General features: G+C 71.6%; 19 protein-coding genes and 1 pseudogene. 8 read left to right on the top strand and 12 right to left on the bottom strand.

The genetic code is table 11. From position 1 onward, the window contains the following. The first annotated feature begins 22 nt into the window (after nucleotides 1–22). Nucleotides 23–1,006 (top strand): 4-hydroxy-3-methylbut-2-enyl diphosphate reductase, encoded by a 984-nt coding sequence (locus Air01nite_RS37230; protein WP_203708110.1) that lies wholly within the window; start codon nucleotides 23–25, stop codon nucleotides 1,004–1,006. Here Air01nite_RS37230 and Air01nite_RS37225 read toward each other — a convergent pair. The 3 genes from Air01nite_RS37225 to Air01nite_RS37215 are packed head-to-tail and all read right to left on the bottom strand — an operon-like array spanning nucleotide 995 to nucleotide 3,266. Next, entirely contained in the window at nucleotides 995–1,594 is a 600-nt protein-coding gene (locus Air01nite_RS37225; RefSeq protein ID WP_203708109.1) for a hypothetical protein, read from the bottom strand. The genes Air01nite_RS37230 and Air01nite_RS37225 overlap by 12 nt on opposite strands. A 28-nt stretch (nucleotides 1,595–1,622) precedes the next feature. Further along, nucleotides 1,623–2,075, bottom strand: a complete 453-nt coding sequence (locus Air01nite_RS37220; RefSeq protein WP_203708108.1) for a hypothetical protein — start codon at nucleotides 2,073–2,075, stop codon at nucleotides 1,623–1,625. Nucleotides 2,076–2,132: 57 nt separating this feature from the next. Then, nucleotides 2,133–3,266 (bottom strand): DNA recombination protein RmuC, encoded by a 1,134-nt coding sequence (locus Air01nite_RS37215; RefSeq protein WP_203708107.1) that lies wholly within the window; start codon nucleotides 3,264–3,266, stop codon nucleotides 2,133–2,135. Between the two features lie 53 nt (nucleotides 3,267–3,319). On the opposite strand from Air01nite_RS37215, the gene Air01nite_RS37210 reads away from it, so the two are divergent. Next, nucleotides 3,320–4,111, top strand: coding sequence for a hypothetical protein (locus tag Air01nite_RS37210; protein ID WP_203708106.1), 792 nt, complete (start codon nucleotides 3,320–3,322; stop codon nucleotides 4,109–4,111). Between the two features lie 80 nt (nucleotides 4,112–4,191). Then, nucleotides 4,192–4,848 (top strand): hypothetical protein, encoded by a 657-nt coding sequence (locus Air01nite_RS37205; protein ID WP_203708105.1) that lies wholly within the window; start codon nucleotides 4,192–4,194, stop codon nucleotides 4,846–4,848. 123 nt (nucleotides 4,849–4,971) lie between these two features. Here the strand turns inward: Air01nite_RS37205 and valS are convergent, their stop codons facing one another. The 7 genes from valS to Air01nite_RS37170 form a co-directional block, all read right to left on the bottom strand. Beyond that, nucleotides 4,972–7,515: a valine--tRNA ligase gene (gene valS, locus Air01nite_RS37200; RefSeq protein WP_203708104.1), complete on the bottom strand. Its 2,544-nt coding sequence runs from the start codon at nucleotides 7,513–7,515 to the stop codon at nucleotides 4,972–4,974. Beyond that, complete coding sequence (locus Air01nite_RS37195) at nucleotides 7,475–9,598, bottom strand: transglycosylase domain-containing protein (protein ID WP_203708103.1); 2,124 nt, start codon at nucleotides 9,596–9,598, stop codon at nucleotides 7,475–7,477. Before Air01nite_RS37195 ends, valS begins: the two co-directional genes overlap by 41 nt. Before the next feature lie 117 nt (nucleotides 9,599–9,715). After that, the gene (locus Air01nite_RS37190) at nucleotides 9,716–10,330 is read right to left on the bottom strand and encodes a DUF4352 domain-containing protein (RefSeq protein ID WP_203708102.1); all 615 of its coding nucleotides are present in this window, start codon (nucleotides 10,328–10,330) and stop codon (nucleotides 9,716–9,718) included. Between the two features lie 398 nt (nucleotides 10,331–10,728). After that, nucleotides 10,729–12,567: an ABC transporter ATP-binding protein gene (locus Air01nite_RS37185; protein WP_203708101.1), complete on the bottom strand. Its 1,839-nt coding sequence runs from the start codon at nucleotides 12,565–12,567 to the stop codon at nucleotides 10,729–10,731. Beyond that, on the bottom strand, nucleotides 12,564–14,327 hold the full coding sequence (locus tag Air01nite_RS37180) for an ABC transporter ATP-binding protein (protein ID WP_203708100.1): 1,764 nt from the start codon (nucleotides 14,325–14,327) through the stop codon (nucleotides 12,564–12,566). Before Air01nite_RS37180 ends, Air01nite_RS37185 begins: the two co-directional genes overlap by 4 nt. A gap of 27 nt (nucleotides 14,328–14,354) precedes the next feature. Beyond that, entirely contained in the window at nucleotides 14,355–14,831 is a 477-nt protein-coding gene (locus Air01nite_RS37175) for a methylated-DNA--[protein]-cysteine S-methyltransferase (RefSeq protein WP_239091241.1), read from the bottom strand. A gap of 11 nt (nucleotides 14,832–14,842) precedes the next feature. Then, nucleotides 14,843–16,261, bottom strand: a complete 1,419-nt coding sequence (locus Air01nite_RS37170; RefSeq protein WP_203708098.1) for a DNA-3-methyladenine glycosylase 2 family protein — start codon at nucleotides 16,259–16,261, stop codon at nucleotides 14,843–14,845. A 110-nt stretch (nucleotides 16,262–16,371) separates the two neighbouring features. Between Air01nite_RS37170 and Air01nite_RS37165 the strand changes: the two genes are divergently transcribed. The 4 genes from Air01nite_RS37165 to Air01nite_RS37150 all read left to right on the top strand — a co-directional run bounded on the left by Air01nite_RS37165 (nucleotide 16,372) and on the right by Air01nite_RS37150 (nucleotide 19,242). Then, on the top strand, nucleotides 16,372–17,460 hold the full coding sequence (locus Air01nite_RS37165; RefSeq protein WP_203708097.1) for an MBL fold metallo-hydrolase: 1,089 nt from the start codon (nucleotides 16,372–16,374) through the stop codon (nucleotides 17,458–17,460). 31 nt (nucleotides 17,461–17,491) lie between these two features. Next, on the top strand, nucleotides 17,492–18,604 hold the full coding sequence (ychF, locus tag Air01nite_RS37160; protein ID WP_203708096.1) for a redox-regulated ATPase YchF: 1,113 nt from the start codon (nucleotides 17,492–17,494) through the stop codon (nucleotides 18,602–18,604). 63 nt (nucleotides 18,605–18,667) lie between these two features. Further along, entirely contained in the window at nucleotides 18,668–18,874 is a 207-nt protein-coding gene (locus Air01nite_RS37155; RefSeq protein WP_203708095.1) for a hypothetical protein, read from the top strand. After that, nucleotides 18,871–19,242, top strand: a complete 372-nt coding sequence (locus Air01nite_RS37150) for a hypothetical protein (protein WP_203708094.1) — start codon at nucleotides 18,871–18,873, stop codon at nucleotides 19,240–19,242. Before Air01nite_RS37155 ends, Air01nite_RS37150 begins: the two co-directional genes overlap by 4 nt. On the opposite strand, the gene Air01nite_RS37145 is transcribed toward Air01nite_RS37150, so the two are convergent. Next, nucleotides 19,243–19,494 (bottom strand): hypothetical protein, encoded by a 252-nt coding sequence (locus Air01nite_RS37145; protein WP_203708093.1) that lies wholly within the window; start codon nucleotides 19,492–19,494, stop codon nucleotides 19,243–19,245. It lies immediately after the preceding gene. Nucleotides 19,495–19,672: 178 nt separating this feature from the next. Between Air01nite_RS37145 and Air01nite_RS37140 the strand changes: the two genes are divergently transcribed. Beyond that, nucleotides 19,673–19,957, top strand: a complete 285-nt coding sequence (locus tag Air01nite_RS37140) for a hypothetical protein (RefSeq protein ID WP_203708092.1) — start codon at nucleotides 19,673–19,675, stop codon at nucleotides 19,955–19,957. 102 nt (nucleotides 19,958–20,059) lie between these two features. Here the strand turns inward: Air01nite_RS37140 and Air01nite_RS37135 are convergent. Continuing rightward, nucleotides 20,060–21,177, bottom strand: a pseudogene (locus Air01nite_RS37135) (hypothetical protein); the annotation flags it as partial.

The raw sequence follows: 21,177 nt of genomic DNA, 5'->3' as shown, positions 1-21,177 counted from the left end.
GCGCGGCACGTACGATTGGCGGGTGATCGAGGACCGCAAGCGTGTGCTCCTGGCCAACCCGCGCGGCTACTGCGCCGGCGTCGACCGCGCCGTGCAGACCGTGGAAGAGGCGCTCAAGCTCTACGGCGCCCCCATCTACGTGCGCAAGCAGATCGTGCACAACAAGCACGTCGTGGCCACGCTGGAGCGGCGCGGTGCGATCTTCGTCGAGGAGAACCAGGAGGTGCCCGAGGGCGCCACGGTGGTCTTCTCGGCGCACGGCGTCGCGCCCGAGGTCCACGAGCAGGCCAAGGCCCGCAGCCTCAAGGCGATCGACGCCACCTGCCCGCTGGTGACCAAGGTCCACCAGGAGGCCAAGCGGTTCGCCGCCGACGACTACGACATCCTGCTCATCGGCCACGAGGGCCACGAAGAGGTGATCGGCACCGCCGGTGAGGCGCCCGCGCACATCCAGCTCGTCGACGGCCCGGAGGGTGTCGACAAGGTGACCGTGCGCGACCCCAGCAAGGTGGTCTGGCTGTCGCAGACCACGTTGTCGGTCGACGAGACGCTGGAGACGGTGGACCGGCTCAAGCAGCGCCTGCCGCTGCTGCAGTCGCCGCCGAGCGACGACATCTGCTACGCCACGCAGAACCGCCAGCAGGTGGTCAAGCAGATCGCGCCCGACTGCGACGTGGTGATCGTGGTCGGCTCGACCAACTCGTCCAACTCGGTCCGCCTGGTCGAGGTGGCCCTCGACGCGGGTGCGCGGGCGGCCTACCTGGTCGACTACGCGAGCGAGATCGACGACGCCTGGCTGGCCGGCGCGACCACGGTCGGCGTCACGTCCGGCGCGAGCGTGCCGGAGGACCTGGTCGAGCAGCTCCTCGACCACCTGGTCGAGCGCGGCTTCGAGGACGTCTCCGAGGTGACCACCGTCGACGAGCGGCTGGCCTTCTCGCTGCCGCAGGAGCTCAAGCGCGACATGAAGGCCGCCGCCGCGGCCCGGGTCGCCTCAGCCGACTGACACCAGGTTGGCCTTCGCCGCGGCCACCAGGGCCGGAGCGTCGTCGGCCCAGAAATGCAGCTCGGTCAGCGGCCCGCGGGGCAGGCCGACCTCGGCCGGGGCGCTGAGCACGACCTCGACGTTGGTCTGGCCGAGCACCACCACCTTGCCGATCAGGCCGCCGGTGGCGGTCTCCTCGAACTGCACGCCCTTGCTCTTCTCCAGGGGCCGGTTGCGGCCGCGGATCTCGGCGATCGCCGACCACGGCACGAACGCGTCGACGGTGAAGCCCGAGCGCACCCGCAGCCCGTAGGCGGTGACCAGGTGCGGGTGCACACGGACGGCGCCGAGCAGGCCGACCATCCAGAGCAGGCCCCAGACGCTGACCACGAACACGACGATCCGCACGGTCTGCCAGGGGAGCAGGAAGTGCAGGATCGGGATCTCCACGATCGACACGCCGATGAAGGCGAGCAGCACCGGCATCATCGTGGCGCTGTAGCCGAAGCGCGCGCCGGGGCCGGCCGGGTCCGGGCGGCGGAGCACCCAGCGGAACAGGCTGACCCAGACGCCGCGCTCGTAGGTCGCGGCGGTGCGGAGGAGGTTCACTCCGCCAGTTTACATTACAGTCGTAATATCAAAGCCGCTGCGCGGACGTGATCATCGCCGGCGTGCCCTGCTGGCAGGTGCTGACCAGGTCAGGCCGCACCTCCAGGGTGAGGCGCACCCGGACGCCCGCGTAGACGAGGCTGGTCGGGGCGTTGACCAGCAGATAGCCCTCGACCAGCAGGCAGCCGGGCTCGACACCCTCGGTGACGGTGCCGGTCACGTTGACCACCGTCGGCGCCTTGGCGCCCGAAGGGCGGGGGCTGGCCGGCCGCGGCGACGGGACCCGGGTGCCGGCCGTGGGGCCTGGCGGCGGAGCGATTGACAGGGACAGCGTCGGCTGCGGCGTCGCCGGGACGGTCTCCGTCGTCGCCGGCGGCGCCGATGACGGTGACGGGTTCGCGCCGCCACCGCCCCGGCTCGCCGAACACCCAGCGAGCACCGCGACCAGCACCGCGACCAATGGCACCGTGACCCTGCGCATGACGTCGAAGTGTGTCATTGGAATGGGACGCGCGCCAACCGTCACGCGGTTCCCGTCTCAGATGAGCTCGGGCGCCTGTAGTTGCCGCGGCGTGCTCTCCACCTGCGCCGGCACGACCAGGTCGTCGCCCGAGACGCCGAGGTCGGCCAGCTTGCGGGCGCTGACCAGGACCCGCGCTTCGAGAGAGCCGACCGCGCGGTTGTACGAGGTGACGGCGGTGCCCAGCGCCGAGCCGAGCTTGCCGACGTGGTCGCCGAGCGTGGCCAGCCGGCCGTAGAGCTCGCGGGCCAGCTCGTGCACCGAGACGGCGTTGCGGGCCAGCGCCTCCTGGCGCCACGAGTAGGCGACGGTGCGCAGCAGCGCGATTAGCGTCGCCGGGGTGGCCAGCACGACGTTGCGGGCGAACGCGTGCTCCAGCAGCGTCGGGTCGCGCTGCAGCGCCACGTCGAGGAACGGGTCGGCCGGCACGAACAGCACGACGAACTCCGGGGACTGGGCGAACGCCGACCAGTAGGACTTGGCCGCCAACCCGTCGACGTGGGCGCGGAGCTGGCGGGCGTGCCCGTCGAGGTGCTGATCGCGGGTGCGCTCGTCGCGCGCCTCCATCGCGGTCAGGTAGGCGTCGAACGGCGCCTTGGCGTCGACCACCACGGTGCGCCCGCCGTGCAGCCGGACCACCAGGTCGGGACGTACGCCCTGGTGGTCGGTCGACGCCGTCACCTGCTCGCTGAAGTCGCAGTGCTCCAGCAGCCCCGCCGCCTCGACGATGCGGCGGAGCTGGTGCTCGCCCCAGCGGCCACGGACCTGCGGGGCGCGCAGCGCGGCCACGAGCTGCTTGGTCTCGGTGCGCAGCTCGCCGGAGACCGTCGACATGGCCCGGACCTGCTCGCGCAGCTCGGCGTAGGCGTCGACCCGTTCGCGCTCCAGCTCGGCCACCCGCAGCTCGTAGCGCCGGAGCGTCTCGTGCAGCGGCGCCACCGCCCGGGCCACGGCCTCCTGGGACTGCACGGTGGCCTCGAAGGACAACGCCCGCATCGACTGCTCCAGGCGCCCCTCGCCTTCGCGGGCGGATTCGATGGTGGCTTCGAGCAGGGCAATCTGGGCCGAGGACCGCGAAACAGCCACAAACCACCCGGCCGCCGCGCCCACGGCGAGGCAGAGGACCACCACGGCCACCGTCGAAAGGTCCATCGGCTAAGACTGCCAAACGGGTACGACATGACAAGGCTAGGTACCGTCGTGTCATGGGTTGGTTGTGGTTGATCGCGCTCTTGGTGATCGTCATCGCGCTGGTGTTCTACTACCAGCGCTCGTTGGCCGGTCGGCGTGAGCGGGAGTTGCAGGACGCCCGTGCGGACGCCCAGCGGTGGTACGAGCGGCTCGGCGGGCAGGTGATGAACCTCCACGGCTCCGAGCCGGCGGTACGTCAGGCGCTGGCCGACGCGGGCGAGCGCTACACGGCCGCGGGCAGTCAGCTCGAGCAGGCCCGCTCCACCCGGCAGTACGAGCTGGCCAGGGAGACGGCGCTGGAGGGTCTGATCTACATCCGGGCGGCCCGCACCGCGATGGGCATCGACCCGGGGCCTGAGCTGCCGCAGCTCATGTCGGCCCGGGGTGTCGGCACGCTCACCAAGGAGCGGACGGTCGACGTGCAGGGCGAGCGGTTCACCGCGGGCCCGCAGCCGAGCAACACGACGCCGTACTACTACCCGGGCGGGCGCTACCAGGGCCGTCCCGTGCCGTCGGGCTGGTACTCCCAGCCGTGGTGGCGGCCGGCGCTGGCCGGTGCCGCGGGCGCGGTCGGTGGCCTGCTGATCGCGGACGCGCTGTTCTCGCCGGCGTTCGCCGACCCGGGCTACGGCTACGACGCCGGCTACCAGGAGGGCTTTCAGGACGGCACCGGCTACGACGGCGGTGACGGTGGCAACGGCGGTGACGGTGGTGGCGGCGACGGTGGTGGCGGCGACTTCGGCGGCGGCGACTGGGGCGGTGGCGGCGACTTCGGCGGTGGCGACTTCGGGGGCGGCGACTTCTGACCGCCGTCGGGTGACCACGACCCGGCCGGGTAGGGCTAGCCGGATGGTGTGCGGGGTCCGGGGTCGGCACAGTAGGTGACGTGAGTACGACCTACCCGCAGACCTCGACCCCGACACCGACGACGCGGCCGGGCGCCGGCCGGGCCGCGCCCTGGCTGGCCGGTGGGAGCATCGCGCTGCTCGCCTGCGCGCTGGTCAGCATCCTGGCCCAGGCCGCCGACGACTTCCGCTGGTGGTCACTGTTCGTGGTGATCCCGACGTCGCTGATCGCGGCGGCGGGGTTCGTCTCGCTCGTCCGGGGCGGCGGCATCCTGGCGTACGCGCTCGGCAACGTCGGCCTGGTCGCCTTCGCCGTCGGCGTGATGCTGATGTTCGGCGACGTGCCACGGTTCTGGCCCCTGCTGATCTCCCTGCCGGCCGCGGCGATCGCGGGCAGCTACTGGTGGCGGCCCAACGACCCGCTGGGCCGCTCGTTCCACCGCACGCTGGCGATGCTGGCCTCGATCGCGGTCCTGCTCGGGCTGACGTTCCTGGGGATCCGCTTCGACTGGTTCCACGTGGAGCCCCGCTGGTGGGCGTGGTTCATGGTGGCGGCCGGCGTCGTGGTGGTCGGCAACGGCGCCGAGCTGATCCGGCACCGCATGGTCTACCGAGTCTCAGCGGCGGCGTTGGCCGCGGGACCCGGCATCGTCACGATCCTGCTCGGCATCCGGTTCCTGCGCGGCTGGTGGTTCTAGACCCACCGCGGACCTGGCAGCGCAGCGAAGCGAAGCGGGGTCTGGCGGGAGCGACGGTCGTGCCCACCGCGGACCCGAGCAGCAAAAGGGGCCTGTCCTTGTCCGGACGGGCCCCTTTGCTGCTCAGAAGGCCGACGCGACGACCAGCTCCGTCGTGCGGTCGGGCAGGAAGTCGAGCTTGCCGATGCGGCCCGCCGCGCGCAGGTCGGCGGCCGCGGACGCCAACGACTCGAGCATGGCCGCCGGCCCCAGCACCTCGGCCAACGGCACCTCGGTGCGCATCGAGACCTTGCGTTCCGACTTGGCGCGGCGCACCTGGGAGAGTGCCTCGCCGGTCAGCCGGAGGAGGTCGGGCGTGCCGCCGCCGGCCAGCTCGTGGACCGTCGGCCAGGGTGCACGGTGCACCGAGCCGTAGCGCCACCACGACCACACCTCTTCGGTGACGAACGGCAGGAACGGCGCGAACAGCCGTAGCTGCACCGACAGCGCGGTGGCCAGCGCGGCGCGTGCCGAGCCGGACGCCGCGGTGTCGCCGTAGGCCCGCTCCTTGACCAGCTCGATGTAGTCGTCGCAGAACCGCCAGAAGAACGACTCGGTCGCCTGCAGCGCGGTCGTGTGGTCGAGCTCCTCGAAGGCCGCGGTGGCCGTGGCGACCACCTCGCGCAGGCCCGCGAGCATCGACCGGTCGAGCGGCTCGGTGACGCTGCCGCCCGCGGCGCCGAGGCCCAGCGCGAACTTCGACGCGTTGAGGATCTTGGTGGCGAGCCGCCGGCCGATCCGGATCTGCGCCGGGTCGAACGCCAGGTCGGTGCCCGGGCGGCCGCTCGCCGCCCAGTAGCGCACCGCGTCGGAGCCGTTGTCGACCAGCAGGGCCATCGGCGTGACCACGTTGCCCTTGGACTTCGACATCTTCTTGCGGTCGGGGTCGAGGATCCAGCCGGACAGCACCGCGTCGCGCCAGGGCAGCGTGCCGTGCTCGAAGTGCGCCCGCACCACCGACGCGAACAGCCAGGTGCGGATGATCTCCTGCCCCTGCGGGCGGAGGTCCATCGGGAACACCCGGGCGAACAGGTCGGGGTCGGTCTCCCAGCCGCTGATGATCTGCGGCGTCAGCGACGAGGTGGCCCACGTGTCGAACACGTCCGGGTCGGCGGCGAAACCGCCCGGCACGCCGCGCTGCTCCTCGGTGTAGCCGGTCGGCACGTCCTGCGACGGATCGACCGGGAGCCGGTCTTCGGTCGGCACCAGCGGATGGTCGTGGTCGGGCCGGCCGTCGGCGTCGAGCGGGTACCAGACCGGGATCGGCACACCGAAGAAGCGCTGCCGGCTGACCAGCCAGTCGCCGGTGAGGCCGCCGACCCAGTGGTCGTAGCGGTGCCGCATGTGCGGCGGGGTCCAGTGCAGCTGCCGGCCGCGGTCGAGCAGCGCCGCCCGCAGGTCGGCGTCGCGGCCGCCGTTGCGGATGTACCACTGCCGGGTCGAGACGATCTCCAGCGGCGAGTCGCCACGCTCGTAGAACTTGACCGGGTGGGTCACCGGCTTCGGCTCGCCGATCAGGTCGAGCGCGTCGGAGAGCAACCCCACGATCTCCCGGCGGGCCTGGTTGACCGTGCGGCCGGCCAGGTGCGCGTATTTGTCGGGGTCGACGCCGTGCGGCGGCTCGGGCAGCAGCCGACCGTCGCGGCCGATCACCACGCGGGTGTCGAGCCGCAGCTCGCGCCACCAGGTCACGTCGGCCAGGTCGCCGAACGTGCAGACCATCGCGATGCCGGTGCCCTTGTCCTTCTCGGCCAGCGGGTGCGCGTGCACCGGCACCTCGACGCCGAAGACCGGCGTGCGCACCGTGCCGCCGAACAGGTGGGTGTAGCGCTCGTCGTCGGGGTGTGCGACCAGCGCCACGCACGCGGGCAACAGCTCGGGCCGGGTCGTCTCGATGTAGACCGGCTCGTCACCGGGGCCGTGGAAGCGCAGCCGGTGGTAGGCGCCCGGCCGTTCGCGGTCTTCCAGCTCGGCCTGCGCGACCGCGGTGCCGAAGCCGACGTCCCAGAGGGTCGGCGCCTCGGCGGTGTACGCCTCCCCGCGCACGAGGTTGCGCACGAAGGCGCGCTGCGACGTGAGCCGGGCGTGCCGGCCGATCGTCGTGTAGGTCAGCGACCAGTCGACGGAGAGCCCCAGCCGGCGCCAGAGCGCCTCGAATGCCTGCTCGTCCTGCACGGTGAGCCGCTCGCACAGCTCGATGAAGTTGCGCCGTGAGACGGCCGTCGGGTTCTTGCGCGCCGCGTCGTCGACCGGCGCGTCGGGCGGCGTCCAATCCGAGTCGTACGCCAGCGAGGCGTCGCCGCGCACGCCGTAGACGTTCTGGACGCGGCGCTCGGTGGGCAGGCCGTTGTCGTCCCAGCCCATCGGATAGAACACCATCTTGCCGCGCATGCGCTGGAACCGGGCCACGGTGTCGGTGTGGGTGTAGGAGAAGACGTGGCCCATGTGCAGCTCGCCGGATACGGTCGGCGGAGGCGTGTCGATCGCGTAGACGTCGGACCGGGCCTTCGACCGGTCGAACGCGTACGTCCCCGCCTCCTGCCACCGGCGCGCCCAGCTGTCCTCGATGCCGTCCAGCGACGGCTTCTCAGGGATACCGGCGCGCCTGCTGCCTGCCGTATCCGTCATGTGGCCAGGGTACCGCCGCGTTCGAGCCATTTTCGAAGGCCAGGGCCCTGCTCGGCGCGGCGAAAGCCTTCTCCGGCACTCCGGTCAGAGCACGGTCCAGCACGTCGGTCACGGCGGCGATCACGTCCGCCTGCACGGCGCCGCCGACCCCGTCGGACGGGTGGCTCGGGTTGGCCGCGATGCCGGCGGCGGCGACCTGCGGCGTGAAGCCCACGAACGACTCCGTGGCGTTGCCCTCCGCGCTGCCGGTCTTGCCCGCGACCGGGCGGCCGCCGAGCATTGTGGACACCTGGGTGGCGGTGCCGCCGTCGCACTGGCCGTAGGCGCCGGACTGGCCGACGGGGCAGCGGGCGGCGTCGACCGCGGCGCGGGCGATGTCGGGATCGAGCACCTTCTTGCAGCTCGGGTCGGCGGCCGGCACCTTGTGGCCGGCCGCGTCGGTGATGCCGGTGACGGGCAGCGGCGTGCAGTAGGTGCCGTCGGCGGCGATCGTCGCGTACGCGTTGGCCAGGTCCAGCGGCGTCGTGTCGGCGACGCCTAGGGTGAACGAGCCCCAGTCGCCGGCGTCGTCCATGGCCCGCTGTGCGTCGGACTTCGCGCGGAAGGTGATGCCGAGCCGCTGGGCCATCTCGACGGCCTTGGCCGCGCCCACCTGCTCCTCCAGGTGCACGAAGTACGTGTTGACGGAGCGGCCGAAGCCGGTCCACATCGTCCGGTAGCCGTCCATCCACTCTGGATTGTCATTGGCCGGGCAGTAGAAACCACCGCAGGAGGCTGGGCCGCTGTCGACCCAGTTGGTGCGCAGCTTGCTCGGTGCGTCGAAGCCGGTGTCGAGGGTGTAGCCGGCCTCGAGCGCGGCCAGCATGGTGAACAGCTTGAACGTCGAACCCGCCTGGTAGCCGGTCACGGAGGCGCCGCCGGCGACGAGTTGGTCGACGGTGTCGCCGGGCTTCTTGGCCAGGCTGTAGTGCCGGTTGACGGCGAGCGCGAGCACGCGACCGGTGCCGGGCTGCACGGCCGCGATCGGCAGGGCCTTGGGGTCGTCGTACCCGTAGACGCTTGTGGCGGCCTTGGTCGCCGTCTCCTGCACCTTCGGGTCCAGGGACAGCACGATGTCGTAGCCGCCGTCGCGCAGGGCGGCCAGCCGCTGCTGCGGGGTCTCACCGAACGCCTTCTGCTGCTGCCACCAGGAGACGAAGTAGTCGCAGAAGAACCGGGCGTTCTCGGGTGTGGCGGCGGTGCAGCCGTTGGGCACGGTGGCGGGTTTCAGGCCGAGCGGCGCGGCCTTGGCCTGGTCGGCGGCGGCCTGGCTGACGTCGCCGGCCTTGACCATTGAGTCGAGCACGTAGCCGCGGCGGGCCTGCGCGGCGGTCTTGTCGCCGTGGATCGGGTCGTACGCGTCCGGCGACTGCACCAGACCGGCGAGCAGGGCGGCCTGGGCGAGGGTGAGCTTGTCGGGGGTGGTGGAGAAGTAGGTCTGCGCGGCGGCGGAGACACCGTAGGCGCCGGCGCCGAAGTAGACGATGTTGAGGTACCGCTTGAGGATCTCGTCCTTGCTGATCTCGTGCTCGACCGCGACCGCGTACCGCATCTCCTGGACCTTGCGCCCGAAGTCGTCGGCGGTGGCGGCGTCGCGCTCGGCCTGGGTCGCCTTGGGATCGGTCTTCAGAACATTTCGGACATATTGCATGGTCAGGGTGGAGGCGCCCTGCTCGGTCGCGCCGCTGCGCCCGTTGGCCACCAGGGCCCGCAGCACGCTACGCACGTCGACCGCGCCGTGTTCGTAGAACCGGGTGTCCTCGGCGGCGACGATGGCCTGCCGCATGACGGGCGCGACCGCGTCCAGGGCGACGTCGGTGCGGTTCTCGTCGGCGAACGTGGTGACCAGCGTCTTGCCGTCGGCGGCGTAGAGCCGGGATGCCTGCGGCACGGTGGGTTGGGCGAGTGCCGCAGGCAGATCGGTGGTGGCCAACGCGACCCGGGTGGCGACGAACCCGCTGACCAGCCCCACCGGCAGGACCGCGGCGGCGACCAGCACCCCCACCACGCCGGCACCGATCGCCAGCTGCGCCCATCTCGCCATCGGTGCCTCCCAAAGTGATCCCACCTCAGGATCCGCACCTTTTACGGGAATGCCCAGCTATCGGGCCAAACTCACATCGCCCTGCCAGCAATCGCCCAGCCGGTTGCCAGCGCGCCGTCACGGCGTCCAGGCGCCTGCGGGCTTCCTGTCCCAAAAGTCCTGGACCAGGACTTTCGATCCCTTGATCGCGAACGCCTTCGGCACCTCGAAGAACACGAGGCCGGACTTGCGCTGGCCGGCCGAAAGATTCGCCCATTCGAAAGCGTCGTCATGCACGACGAACTGATTGTTGTAAACCTCGCCGCTCTTGTCCTGCAGCGTGACCTCGCTGCCGGTCATCAGCGCGTCGCCCTTGCGCATCTGCACTGAGATGTCGACGGCGATGTATTTCTTGCCCGACCCTGGCTGGGTGAACATATTGTCGGAACTGGCCGCCTTGACGGATCGCACCGTGAACGCCATCTCGTCACCCTCGAGCAGGCCACCGCTGATGACGATGGTGCCGCCGACCTTGGCGGTCGCCGGGCCCGCCGGCTTGTCCTCCTCGGGCTGGTCGGCGGCGGGCTGGTCCGTGGCGGGCTGGTCCGCGGGCTTGCCCGACTCGATGCCCGGCTCGGCCTCGACGACCCCGCTGGCCTGCTTGGTGTTGCCGTCGTCGCCGCTCATCGACACCACCGCGATGCCGCCGCAGCAGAGCACGAGCGCCAGCCCGCCGCAGACCAGCGCCGGCACCAGCCAGCCCTTGCGCTTCCTGGGTGGCGGCGGCGCGACCGGATAACCCGGCTGAAATGGCTGTTGACCACCGTTTCCCACCGGCGGTTGTGCCTGGTTCGGCGGTCCATAAGGCGGTTGCACCGGCGAACCGTACGGGTCAGTCATCGCGCGCTCTCCTCCATTGCGGATCGGCGTTCGTTTTGATCCTGGAAGGCTGGCACATAGATCCTGAGAATAACGATGTCTTTCAGTCTGTCAGCGCGAACATTCGGGCCGTGATGATCCAGTGGAATGGGCGACGCGCTTGGCCGTCCGCTCCATTCTGGACGGCGGACGACGCTATGGCCGGCGATCGGTCCCGGATCGGTTATGCGTGCGGCCGATGCGGGGGTCACCGGGTGGACCGTCGGTGGTCGTCAGAGGAGGGAGTCGCGCCATTGGGTGTGGAGGGTGGCGTAGCGGCCGCCGCCCGTGATGAGGCGGCTGGGTGGGCCGTCCTCGACCACGCGGCCGTCGTCGATCACCAGGACGCGGTCGGCGATCTCCACCGTCGACAGGCGGTGCGCGATCACCAGGGCCGTGCGCCGGTGCAGGATCGTGCGCAACGCACGCTGCACCAACCGTTCCGTCGGCACGTCCAGCGACGACGTCGCCTCGTCGAGGATCAGGACGCCCGGGTCCGCGAGGAACGCGCGGGCGAACGCCACGAGCTGCCGCTGCCCGGCCGACAGGCGACCACCACGACGGTGTACGTCGGTCCCGTAGCCCTCCGGGAGCGCGGCGATGAAGTCGTGCGCGCCGATCGCGGCGGCGGCCGCCATCAGGTCCGCGTCCGTCGCTTCCGGGCGGCCGAACCGCAGGTTGTCGGCGACCGTACCCGCGAACAGATGGTTCTCCTGCGTGACCATCACGACCGCCCGGCGCAACTCGGTGTCGGGCACCGCCCGCAGGTCGACGCCGTCCAGCCGGACGGTGCCCGCGACCGGGTCGTAGAACCGCGCCACCAGCTTGGCCACCGTCGACTTTCCCGCACCGGTGGCACCGACCAGCGCCACGATCTGGCCCGCCGGGATCTCGATGGTGAAGTCCGCGAGCACCGGCGGGCCGTCCCGATAGCCGAACGTCACGTCCTGGAAGGTGATCGCGCGCCCGCCACCGGCCGCCGGCAGCGGGGTCGGGCGCGCCGGCTCCGGCACCGCCGGGCGTTCGTCCAGGACGCCGGCGAGCTTCTCCAGCGCCGCCGTCGCCGACTGCAACGCGTTGTAGAACTGGCTCAGCTCCTGCATCGGCTCGAAGAACCGGCGCAGATAGAGCAGGAACGCGGCGAGCACCCCGATCGCCGTCTTGCCGTGCAGCACCTGCCACCCGCCGTACGTCAGCACGCCGGCGATCGCCAGGTTGCCGATCAGCTTGATGCTGGGCGAATACACGGCGATCAGCCGGAACGCCCGCAGGTTGGCCCGGCGGTAGTCGTCGTTGAGCGCGTCGAAGATCTGCTGGTTGCGGGGCTCGCGGCGAAACGCGTGCACCGCGCGGATGCCGCCCAACGACTCTACGAAGTGGACGATCACGAGCGCGACCGCTTCCCGGGTGCGGCGGTACGCGACCGCCGACGCGAGCGCGAACCAGCGCGACAGCCACAGCAGGAACGGGAACGTCAGCAGCGTCACCAGGGCCAGCGGCGCGTCCAGGTAGAGCAGGACGCCGGCCACCGAGACCACCGACAGCCCCGCGAGCACGAGGTCGTCGATGCCGCCGTCGACCAGTTCGCTGATCGAGTCCATGTCGCTGGTCAGCCGGGCCACCATCCGGCCCGAGGTGTAGCGCTCGTGGAAGCCGATCGACAGCCGCTGGAAGTGGTCGTACACCCGTTGCCGCAGGTCCCGCAGCACGTCCTGGCCGATCCGGGCCGACAGCCGCAGGAAGCCGCGTTTCCCGGCGTACTCGACCGAGGCGGCGGCCACGAACGCCAGGCCGACCTCGATCAGCACGGTCGGGTCGCCGGCGCGCAGCGGCGGGATGCCCTTGTCGATCGCGAGCATCACGAGGAACGGGCCGGCCATCCCGGCGACGCTCTGCAGCAACAGCAACGCGACCGTCGCGGCCAGCGCGCGCCGGTGCGGGCGCACCAGGGAGGCCAGCAGCGCCCGGCTGCGCACCCGCAGGCGCGCGACCGCCGCCGGGTCCGCGGCCTCGGCCGCCGTCCGGTCGGCGTCGAGTTCGGTGGCGCGGCCCCGCCAGGCGTGCACCGTCATGCGGCGTCCGCGATCTCCGCCGCCTCGGAGAGCACCGCCCGGTACGCCGGCACGGTGGCCAGCAGCTCCGAGTGCGTGCCGGTCGCGACGATCTCGCCGTCGGCGAGCAGCGCGACCCGGTCGGCCAGGGCGATCGTCGACGGGCGGTGCACGACCAGCAGCGCGGTGGTGTCGGCGAGCACCCCGGCCAGCGCCTTCTCCACCAACGCCTCGGTGTGCACGTCGAGGGCCGACAGCGGGTCGTCGAGCACCAGCACCCGCGGGCGGCTCAGGATCGCGCGGGCCAGGGCCAACCGCTGCCGCTGGCCGCCGGAGAGCGACAGGCCCTGCTCGCCGACCCGGGTGTCGAGGCCCCACGGCAGGTCGTCGACGAAGTCGGCCTGGGCCAGCGCGAGGGCCTCGTGTATCTCGTCGTCGGTCGCGTCCGTGCGGCCCAGGGCGAGGTTCTCCCGCACCGACATCGAGAACAGCGTCGGCTCCTCGAACGCGACGCCGACCACCTCGCGCAGCGAGTCGAGGCGCAGGTCGCGCACGTCGTGACCGTCGAGGGTGATCCGGCCCGCGGTCACGTCGTAGAGCCGCGGGACGAGCGAGACCAGCGTCGTCTTGCCGCAGCCGGTGGTGCCGACGAGCGCGAGCGTCTCGCCCGGCCGCACCGTCAGGCAGATCCCGCGCAGCACGGGCGTCGCGCTTCCCGGATAGCTGAACCAGACGTCGTCGAAACGCACCTCGCCGGCGACGGGCCCGGCGGCGCGGGCGTCGGGCTTGTCCACGATGGAGGGTGGCGCGTCGAGCACCTCGTGGATCCGGTCCGAGGCGGTCATCGCCTCCTGCGCGTTGCCGATGATCCAGCCCAGCGACTCGATCGGCCAGATCAGCATGAGCTGCAGCGTCACGAACGCGACCAACTCGCCGATCGTCAGCCGGCCGGCGGCGACCTCGACGGCGCCCAGCACCAGCACCGCCGCGAGGGTCAGGTTGGGCACGAGGTCGAACTGGGCGGACGTGCCGGCGAGCTGGCGGCCCTTGTCGACCGCGGTGTTCCGCAGCCGGTCGGCGCCGGCGCCGAACTGGCGGCTCATGAACGCCTGCCGGCCGAACGACTTGACGGTCCGCAGGCCGCGGGCCGTCTCCTCGACCTGGGTGGCCAGGTCACCCTGCTCGTCCTGCATCCGGCGCGAGGTGCGTAGGTAGGTGCGGGTGAATCGTCTGCTGACCACGACCAGGGGCACCGCACTGCCGGCGACCAGCAGGCCGAGGGGCCAGTGCAGCCGGATCAACAGCGCCACCACCACGGCGTACGTGGTGAGGTTGACGAACAGGAACAGCAGCCCGAAGGAGAGGAAGCGCCGGATCACCGACAGGTCGGCGGTGGCCCGGGCGAGTAGTTGGCCGCTCTGCCAGCGGTCGTGGAACGCGACCGGGAGCCGCTGCAGGTGGGCGTAGAGGTCCTGCCGGATGGTCGCCTCCATGCCGAGCGCCTGGCTCGACTGCGACCAGCGCCGGATGAACGTCAGCGCCGCCTCGGTGACGCCGAGCAGCAGCGCCAGCGCGCCGAGCGCGATCAGCCCGTGCGGGTCGCGGTGCGCGATGGGCCCGTCGACCACCCGGCGGATGACCAGCGGAACGGCGATGCCGACGGCCGTGCCGCCGAGCGCCGCCAGCACCAGGCCGGCGAACTGGAGGCGGTAGGGGCGGAGGTAGCGGCGCAGCCGCCACAGGTTGCGTACCCCGGACTGATGGTCACGTTTGGTACGCACCCCGTGACGGTAAACGCTGCGACCGGCCTACCGCACCTCGTGCCCGAGAAGCCACTTTTTCACTTCGAGCCCGTAGCGGTAGCCGCCCAGGGTGCCGTCGGTGCGAAGCACGCGGTGGCAGGGCACGAACAGGGCGACGGCGTTGCGCGCACAGGCTTGCGCGGCCGCGCGGACGGCGGTCGGGTTGCCGGCCAGCTCCGCGTACTCGGTGTAGGTGACCGGTGCGCCGGGCTTGACCGTGCGCAGCACGTCCCAGGCGTGGCCCAGGAACGCGCCGTTGGTGTGCTGCTCGACCGGCACGTCGTCGATCGCGGTCAGCTCACCGTCCAGATAGGACCGCACGGCGCTGCTGATCGGGCCGAGGTCCTGGCGCGCTTTCGGCTGGCCCCGCAACGACGGGTGTACGAGCGCGAGCAGCTCGTCGACGCTGTCGGTGAAGCCGGCGGCGCGCACGGTGCCGTCGTCGGTCGCGATGATCGTCAGCGGGCCGGTCGGGGTGGTCATGGTGGTCGTGTTCACGCGTTCCTCCATAGACGGATGAGGGCGTACGAGCGCCAGGGCCGCCAGCTAGCGGCGTGCGCTTCGAGTGCTTTGGGCTCGTCGGGCAGGCCGAGGTGCTTGGCGCCCCGGCGCACGGCGAGATCGGTGTGCAGGAAGACGTCCGGGTCGCCGGCGGCGCGCATCGCGACGTAGCCGGCGGTCCAGGCGCCGATGCCGGGCAGGGCGACCAGGCTGTCGACCAGTTCCTCGCGGTCGGCGCCGAGGTCGAGGTCGACGGTCCCGTCGGCGACGGCGCGGGCCAGGCCGCGGATCGTCTCCCGTCGGGCGGCGGGCATGGGGAAGGCTTCGTCGGGGAGCTCGGCGACGGTTGCCGCGTCAGGGAAGCCGGGCTTGTCCGTCTGTTCCGCGATTCTGCCGAGGATCGTGCGGGTCGCGGCGACCGAGATCTGTTGGCCGACGATCGCGCGGACCGCAGTCTCGAAGCCGTCGACCGCTCTCGGTACGCGTACACCCGGCTCCTTTTCGACGGTCTTGGCCAGGGCGGGGTCGGCACCGAGCGTGGCGTCGACCGCCTCCGGGTCGGCGTCGAGGTCGAGCAGCCGGCGGGCGCGGGCGACCGCGGGAGCCAGGTCGCGGACGTCCTCGAGCTTGAGGGTGGCGGCGACGTGTGCGGCGGCGCCGTGGCCGGGGATCGGGGTCAGCGTGACCTCGCCCGGGCCGTGGGGCAGGGTCAGGACGCGGTGGTAGGTGCCGTCCGTGACGTCCTCGACGCCGGGGATCGCGCGGTCGCCGAGGAACTCGAGCAGGGCCGAGGCGTGCAGCGGGGGCCGGTAGGCGAGTCTCAGGTTGACGACGCCGGCTTCCTTCTGCTGGCTCTTGCCGTGGCGCAGCGTCGACGGCGGGCCGCCGTACACCTCCTTGATCGTGTCGTTGAACTGCCGCACGCTGCCGAAACCGGCCGCGAACGCGATCTCGGCCAGGCCGAGGTCGGTCGTCTCGACCAGGATGCGGGCCGTCTGGGCGCGCTGCGCCCTGGCCAGGGCCAGCGGGCCGGCGCCCAGCTCCTCGGTGAGCATCCGGTGCAGGTGGCGCTCGGTGTAGCCCAGCCGGGCGGCCAGGCCCGGCACGCCCTCGCGGTCGACCACGCCGTCGCCGATCAGCCGCATCGCGCGGCCGACCGTGTCGGCCCGCACGTCCCACTCGGGTGAGCCGGGCACGGCGTCCGGGCGGCACCGCTTGCAGGCGCGGAAGCCGGCCTTCTGCGCGGCGGCGGCCGACCGGTAGAAGCGGACGTTCGCCCGTTTCGGCGTGACGGCCGGGCACGAGGGCTTGCAGTAAATCCCGGTGGATGTGACGGCGGTGTAGAACCAGCCGTCGAACCGCTGGTCACGGCTGTCGACCGCCCGGTAGCACCGCTCGAACTCCAGTTCCATGCCATCGATCCTGCCTCGGCTCGGGCCCGATGGCTCGCGGGATTCGGACATCGCCGTCAGCTGAGTGGAGCCTCAGGTTTTTGTCGGTGCGTTGTTGCACACTTGTGGTCATGGCGAAGAAGGCGGCATGGACAGTGGGCATCCTGGGTGCTGGCGTCGCGGCGCTGGCCTGGGCCGCGCGGGACGTGCCGCGCTCGATGGGCGCCCGGCCCGAGGAGCGCCGGGTGTCGTCGTCGCCCCAGTGGCGCGACGGTCGCTTCCACAACCGGGTGGCCGCCCGCACGCTGACCCAGCCGGCCGGCTCGATGCTGGGCTCGTTCCTGCGCGACCGTGAGCGGCGCAAGCCCCGCCTGCCGATCCCGCTGGTCGCGCCCGGCGGCGAGACGGCGCAGGGCCTGCACATCACCTGGTACGGGCACTCGTCCGCGCTGGTCGAGATCGACGGCGAGCGGATCCTGTTCGACCCGGTGTGGAGCGACCGCTGCTCGCCGTCCCAGCTGGTCGGCCCCCGCCGGCTGCACGAGCCGCCGGTGGAGATCTACGAGCTGCCGCCGCTGTCCGCGATCGTGATCTCCCATGATCACTACGACCACCTCGACCTGCCGTCGATCCGTGAGCTGGCCCGCATGTCGACGGCACCGTTCGTGGTGCCGCTGGGCGTGGGTGCGCACTTCGCGCGGTGGGGCGTGCCGCCGGAGCGGGTGATCGAGCTCGACTGGGACGAGTCGATCACGGTCGGCGGGCTGACGCTGACCGCGACGGAGGCCCGGCACTTCTCCGGCCGCGGCCTCAACCGCGACGAGACACTGTGGGCGTCGTGGGTGGTCGCGGGCCATGGGCGCAAGGTCTTCTACACGGGCGACTCGGGCTATTTCGACGGCTATGCGGAGATCGGCGCGGCACACGGCCCGTTCGACGCGACGCTGATGCAGATCGGTGCCTACAGCGAGGGCTGGCCGGACATCCACATGACCCCGGAGGACGCGGTCCGCGCCCACCGCGCGGTCCGCGGCGGCCTGCTGATCCCGCTGCACTGGGGCACCTTCGTGCTCGCCTTCCACGACTGGTCAGAGCCGGCGGACCGACTATGGTCCGAGGCCAAGGCCGAGGGCGTCACGCTCGCGGTCCCACGCCCCGGCGAGCGGGTCGACGTCGACGCCCCACCCCCGGTCGACGGCTGGTGGCAGGCAATCGCCTGATCGTTCAGGCGCCTGCGTAAGCTGGGCTGTTGTGAGTCTGACCATCGGGATCGTCGGCCTGCCCAACGTCGGCAAGAGCACACTGTTCAATGCGTTGACCAAAAACGACGTGCTGGCGGCGAACTACCCATTCGCGACCATCGAGCCGAATGTCGGCGTGGTCGGCCTGCGCGACGGCCGCCTGCAGAAGCTGGCCGCCCTCTACGACTCGCAGAAGATCGTTCCCGCGCCCGTCTCGTTCGTCGACATCGCCGGGCTGGTGCGTGGGGCGTCCAAGGGGCAGGGGCGCGGCAACGCGTTCCTCGCCAACATCCGCGACGCCTCGGCGATCTGCCAGGTGGTGCGGGCCTTCTCGGACCCCAACGTCGTCCATGTCGACGGCAAGGTGTCGCCGGCCGACGACATCGAGACGATCAACACCGAGCTGATCCTCGCCGACCTGCAGACCATCGAGAAGGCGCTGCCGCGGCTCGAGAAGGAAGCCAAGCTGCGCAAGGACCGCGCGGGGATCGCCGCCGCGGCCAAGGCGGCGGGTGAGCTGCTCGACCAGGGCATCACGCTGTACGCCGGCGCGGCGGCGGCCGGCATCGACGTGGCCGAGCTGCGTGAGCTGCACCTGCTGACCACCAAGCCGTTCCTCTACGTCTTCAACGTCGACGAGGAGGAGCTCAACAACGCGGCCTTCCTCGACGAGCTGCGGGCGCTGGTCGCCCCGGCCGAGGCCGTCTTCATGGACGCCAAGGTCGAGTCGGAGCTGATCGACCTGCCCGAGGACGAGGCGCGCGAGCTGCTGGAGTCGATCGGCCAGCCGGAGCCGGGCCTGGACCAACTGATCCGGGTGGGCTTCCGCACGCTTGGCCTGCAGACCTACCTGACGGCAGGCCCGAAGGAAGCACGCGCCTGGACGATCCCGATCGGCGCGACCGCCCCCGAGGCCGCGGGCGTGATCCACTCAGACTTCCAGCGGGGCTTCATCAAGGCCGAGATCGTCTCCTACGACGACCTGATGGCAGCGGGCAACATGCCGGCCGCCAAGGCAGCGGGCAAGGTCCGCATCGAAGGCAAGGACTACATCATGCAAGACGGCGACGTGGTCGAGTTCCGCCACGGAGCAACATCTAAGCGGGCGGGCTCGGCGACGTAGACGGGCCGGACGGGTGTGCAACCACCCGCTACCCGGCCCTTGATCGCCCTCTGGAGGCGACCCGTGTCCATTCTGCCCCGACACCCCGAACGACCCGACGCCAGCGTGCCCGCGCTCGTGGAGCAGCTTGCACGCGTTCCGTACGACACCTTGGTCGGCAAGCTGCGCACGATGCTCGGTCACGAGTCGACCGAGGCGGACAGCCCGCTATGGCCTGCGCTCACGCTGCTGAACGCGATCAACGAAGCTGAGCGCGAGGCTCAGCGGTGAGCGGCCCGGCGCTCGTGTTCATCCCGGCCCGCGCGGAGGGGCCTGAGTTCCTGCGCTGGCTGGCGCTGTGTTTGGCGGCGATCGAGGCCGCGGGCGTCGAACTGCTGGCCGTCGTGCGGCGGTGGCCGGACGTCGACCGCATGCTCGAGACCGGCGAGGCGGATCAGGTGATCGTGGCTCGGCTCGATCACGTGCCCGACCGGCGGATCGTGGTCGCCGGTGAGCTAACCGCGGGCGACCGGGCCGACGGCCCGCGGCAGGGCCGTCCGCGGCCGGTGAGCGAGGTGCGGCGTCTGCCGGATCGCATGGCGCCCACGACGGATCGAGGGCTGGCGGGGCGCGATCGGCGCCCGCGGATTGCCGGGTAACTACTCGGCTTCGTAGCCCGCGGCGCGCAGGATGCGCCGCACGTGCTCACGGGTGTAGTTCGAACGGCGCGCGAGGTCACTGACCCGGGCGCCGTTCCCGTATTCGCTGGCGATGGCCGCAGCCAGATCGAGGCGCGCCTGTTCGGCCGCGGCCCGGGCGTCGGCGACCACCTGCGCGGCGCGCTCTTTCGCACGGTCGATACCGGCCTGCGCAGCCTGAAACCGCGCGAATGCCTCACCGACCCGATCCATGGTGGCAGCGTCTCAGCCCGCCCCTTGAGGCCACCTTGAGGCTGGCTACATGTCGCCACATGACCGATTCCACATGTAGCCACATGTGTGATGAGCTATGTCACATCCCCCGGGGTGCGTTGCTGGCGACCCGAGCCCGGCGCGCTCCGGGGTACTACCTCGCGGAGGAGGTGCCAGCGTGACGCGATTCGCCCCGTCCAGCGTGTGGAACTTCGGCACGACCATCGAGGGTGAGGTGCCGTTCGGGATCTGGGCCGCGCAGCGCACCGTCCGGATGCACACCGAGATCGCGCCGCCGGTGGCGTTGCCGTTGGACCGGGTGTACGGCGTCGAACCGGAGCGCGCGGCCGGCCAGTGCAAGGCCTGCCCCGACGACGACGACGCGGTGTGCGTGGCGTTCCGCTGCGCGATCCGCACGTTGCTCGACTACGGCGGCATCCCGTACCTCTACCGCTTCGCCTGAGACCATCGCCGCGCCCGCCCAGCGCAACGCACAGACACGAACGGCCCGCCACCCAAGGAGGTAAGTGGCGGGCCGCTCGCGTGCGTCACGTCCCCGGAAGGATTAGGGCGTGACGACGTCCACCATGACGGCGAAGCCGGTCGTGAGCGTGATGCCGTAGCCGCCGAGCGCCGACGTCGCGATCGTCTCGACGTTGGTCTTGACGTTGACGTCGGTCAGCGTCCGGGCGCCGTGCACTTCGAAGTAGCGGGTGCCCACCTTCAGGTTGGCCACCGTGACGAAACCGGTGTTGACCGCGTTGCTCGGGTAGACCAGACCGCCGCTGAACCGCTGGAACTTCTCGGCGATCGTCGCGCCGCCGGTCGGGGTGACGTCCTGTAGCAGGGCCGCGTTGTCGGGGTGCACGAGGATGGTCAGTTCGGCCGGGTCTTCGGTCGCGGTCGCGGCCATCACCTTCGCCATGGCAGAGCGGATCGCGGCGGGAACGTCGGCGGTGAACGCGACCGCGGCGCCGGCCGCGGTCTCCACGCCGTCGATGAGCACCTTGTCCATGTCGAGCGCGATGCCGAGTTGGTGCATGCCGATGATCGCGCCAGCGTCGGCGCCGACCTGCGACTCTTCGGAGAGGTCCGTCCAGCGGCCGAACCGACCCATGGTCACGCTGCCGGCCGCGGACGTGGCGTACTCCGTCACCGTCACCCCCTCACCGACCGAGGCGGACGCGGTCGGCAGGGTCAACTGGGGGAACTGCGCGAAGATCGCGTCCGCGGGCTGGCGGGGCACGTTCGCGACGACGTGCAGCAGCCGGGGACCGCCCAGCACGTTCGCGCCCCAGACCCGCCCGGCGCCGAGCGTGCCGGTCACCAGCGTGGCGAAGGTCTGATCCGGGCTGTCCGCGACGAACCGGCCGGGCGACCGGGCGTCGAGCGCGGCCTGTAGCCGGTCGAGCACCTCCGGCCGGTAGGCCAGCGGGTGCACCGCCGGGGCGGCCGGCCGGTCGCGGGTGAAGGCCTGCCCAGGGATCGGGCGCGCGGTCGGGTCGACCGCGGTCGGGCCGGGGTCGGGCGCCGGGGTCGGCGCGGCAGGCGCGGCACCGAACAGCCCGCGCAGCGCCGCGACCTGTTCCAGGGTGAACGTCACGGGTGCGGCCGGCGTCGGTGCGGTCGCCACGGGCGCCGGGGTCGGCGCGGTCTGGATGGGCTCTTCGGGCTGCATGCCCG

This window comes from Asanoa iriomotensis, from assembly GCF_016862515.1.
Classification (GTDB): domain Bacteria; phylum Actinomycetota; class Actinomycetes; order Mycobacteriales; family Micromonosporaceae; genus Asanoa; species Asanoa iriomotensis.
The sequence above is the reverse complement of the archived record's forward strand: the minus strand, read 5'-3'. Positions and strand labels throughout refer to the sequence as shown.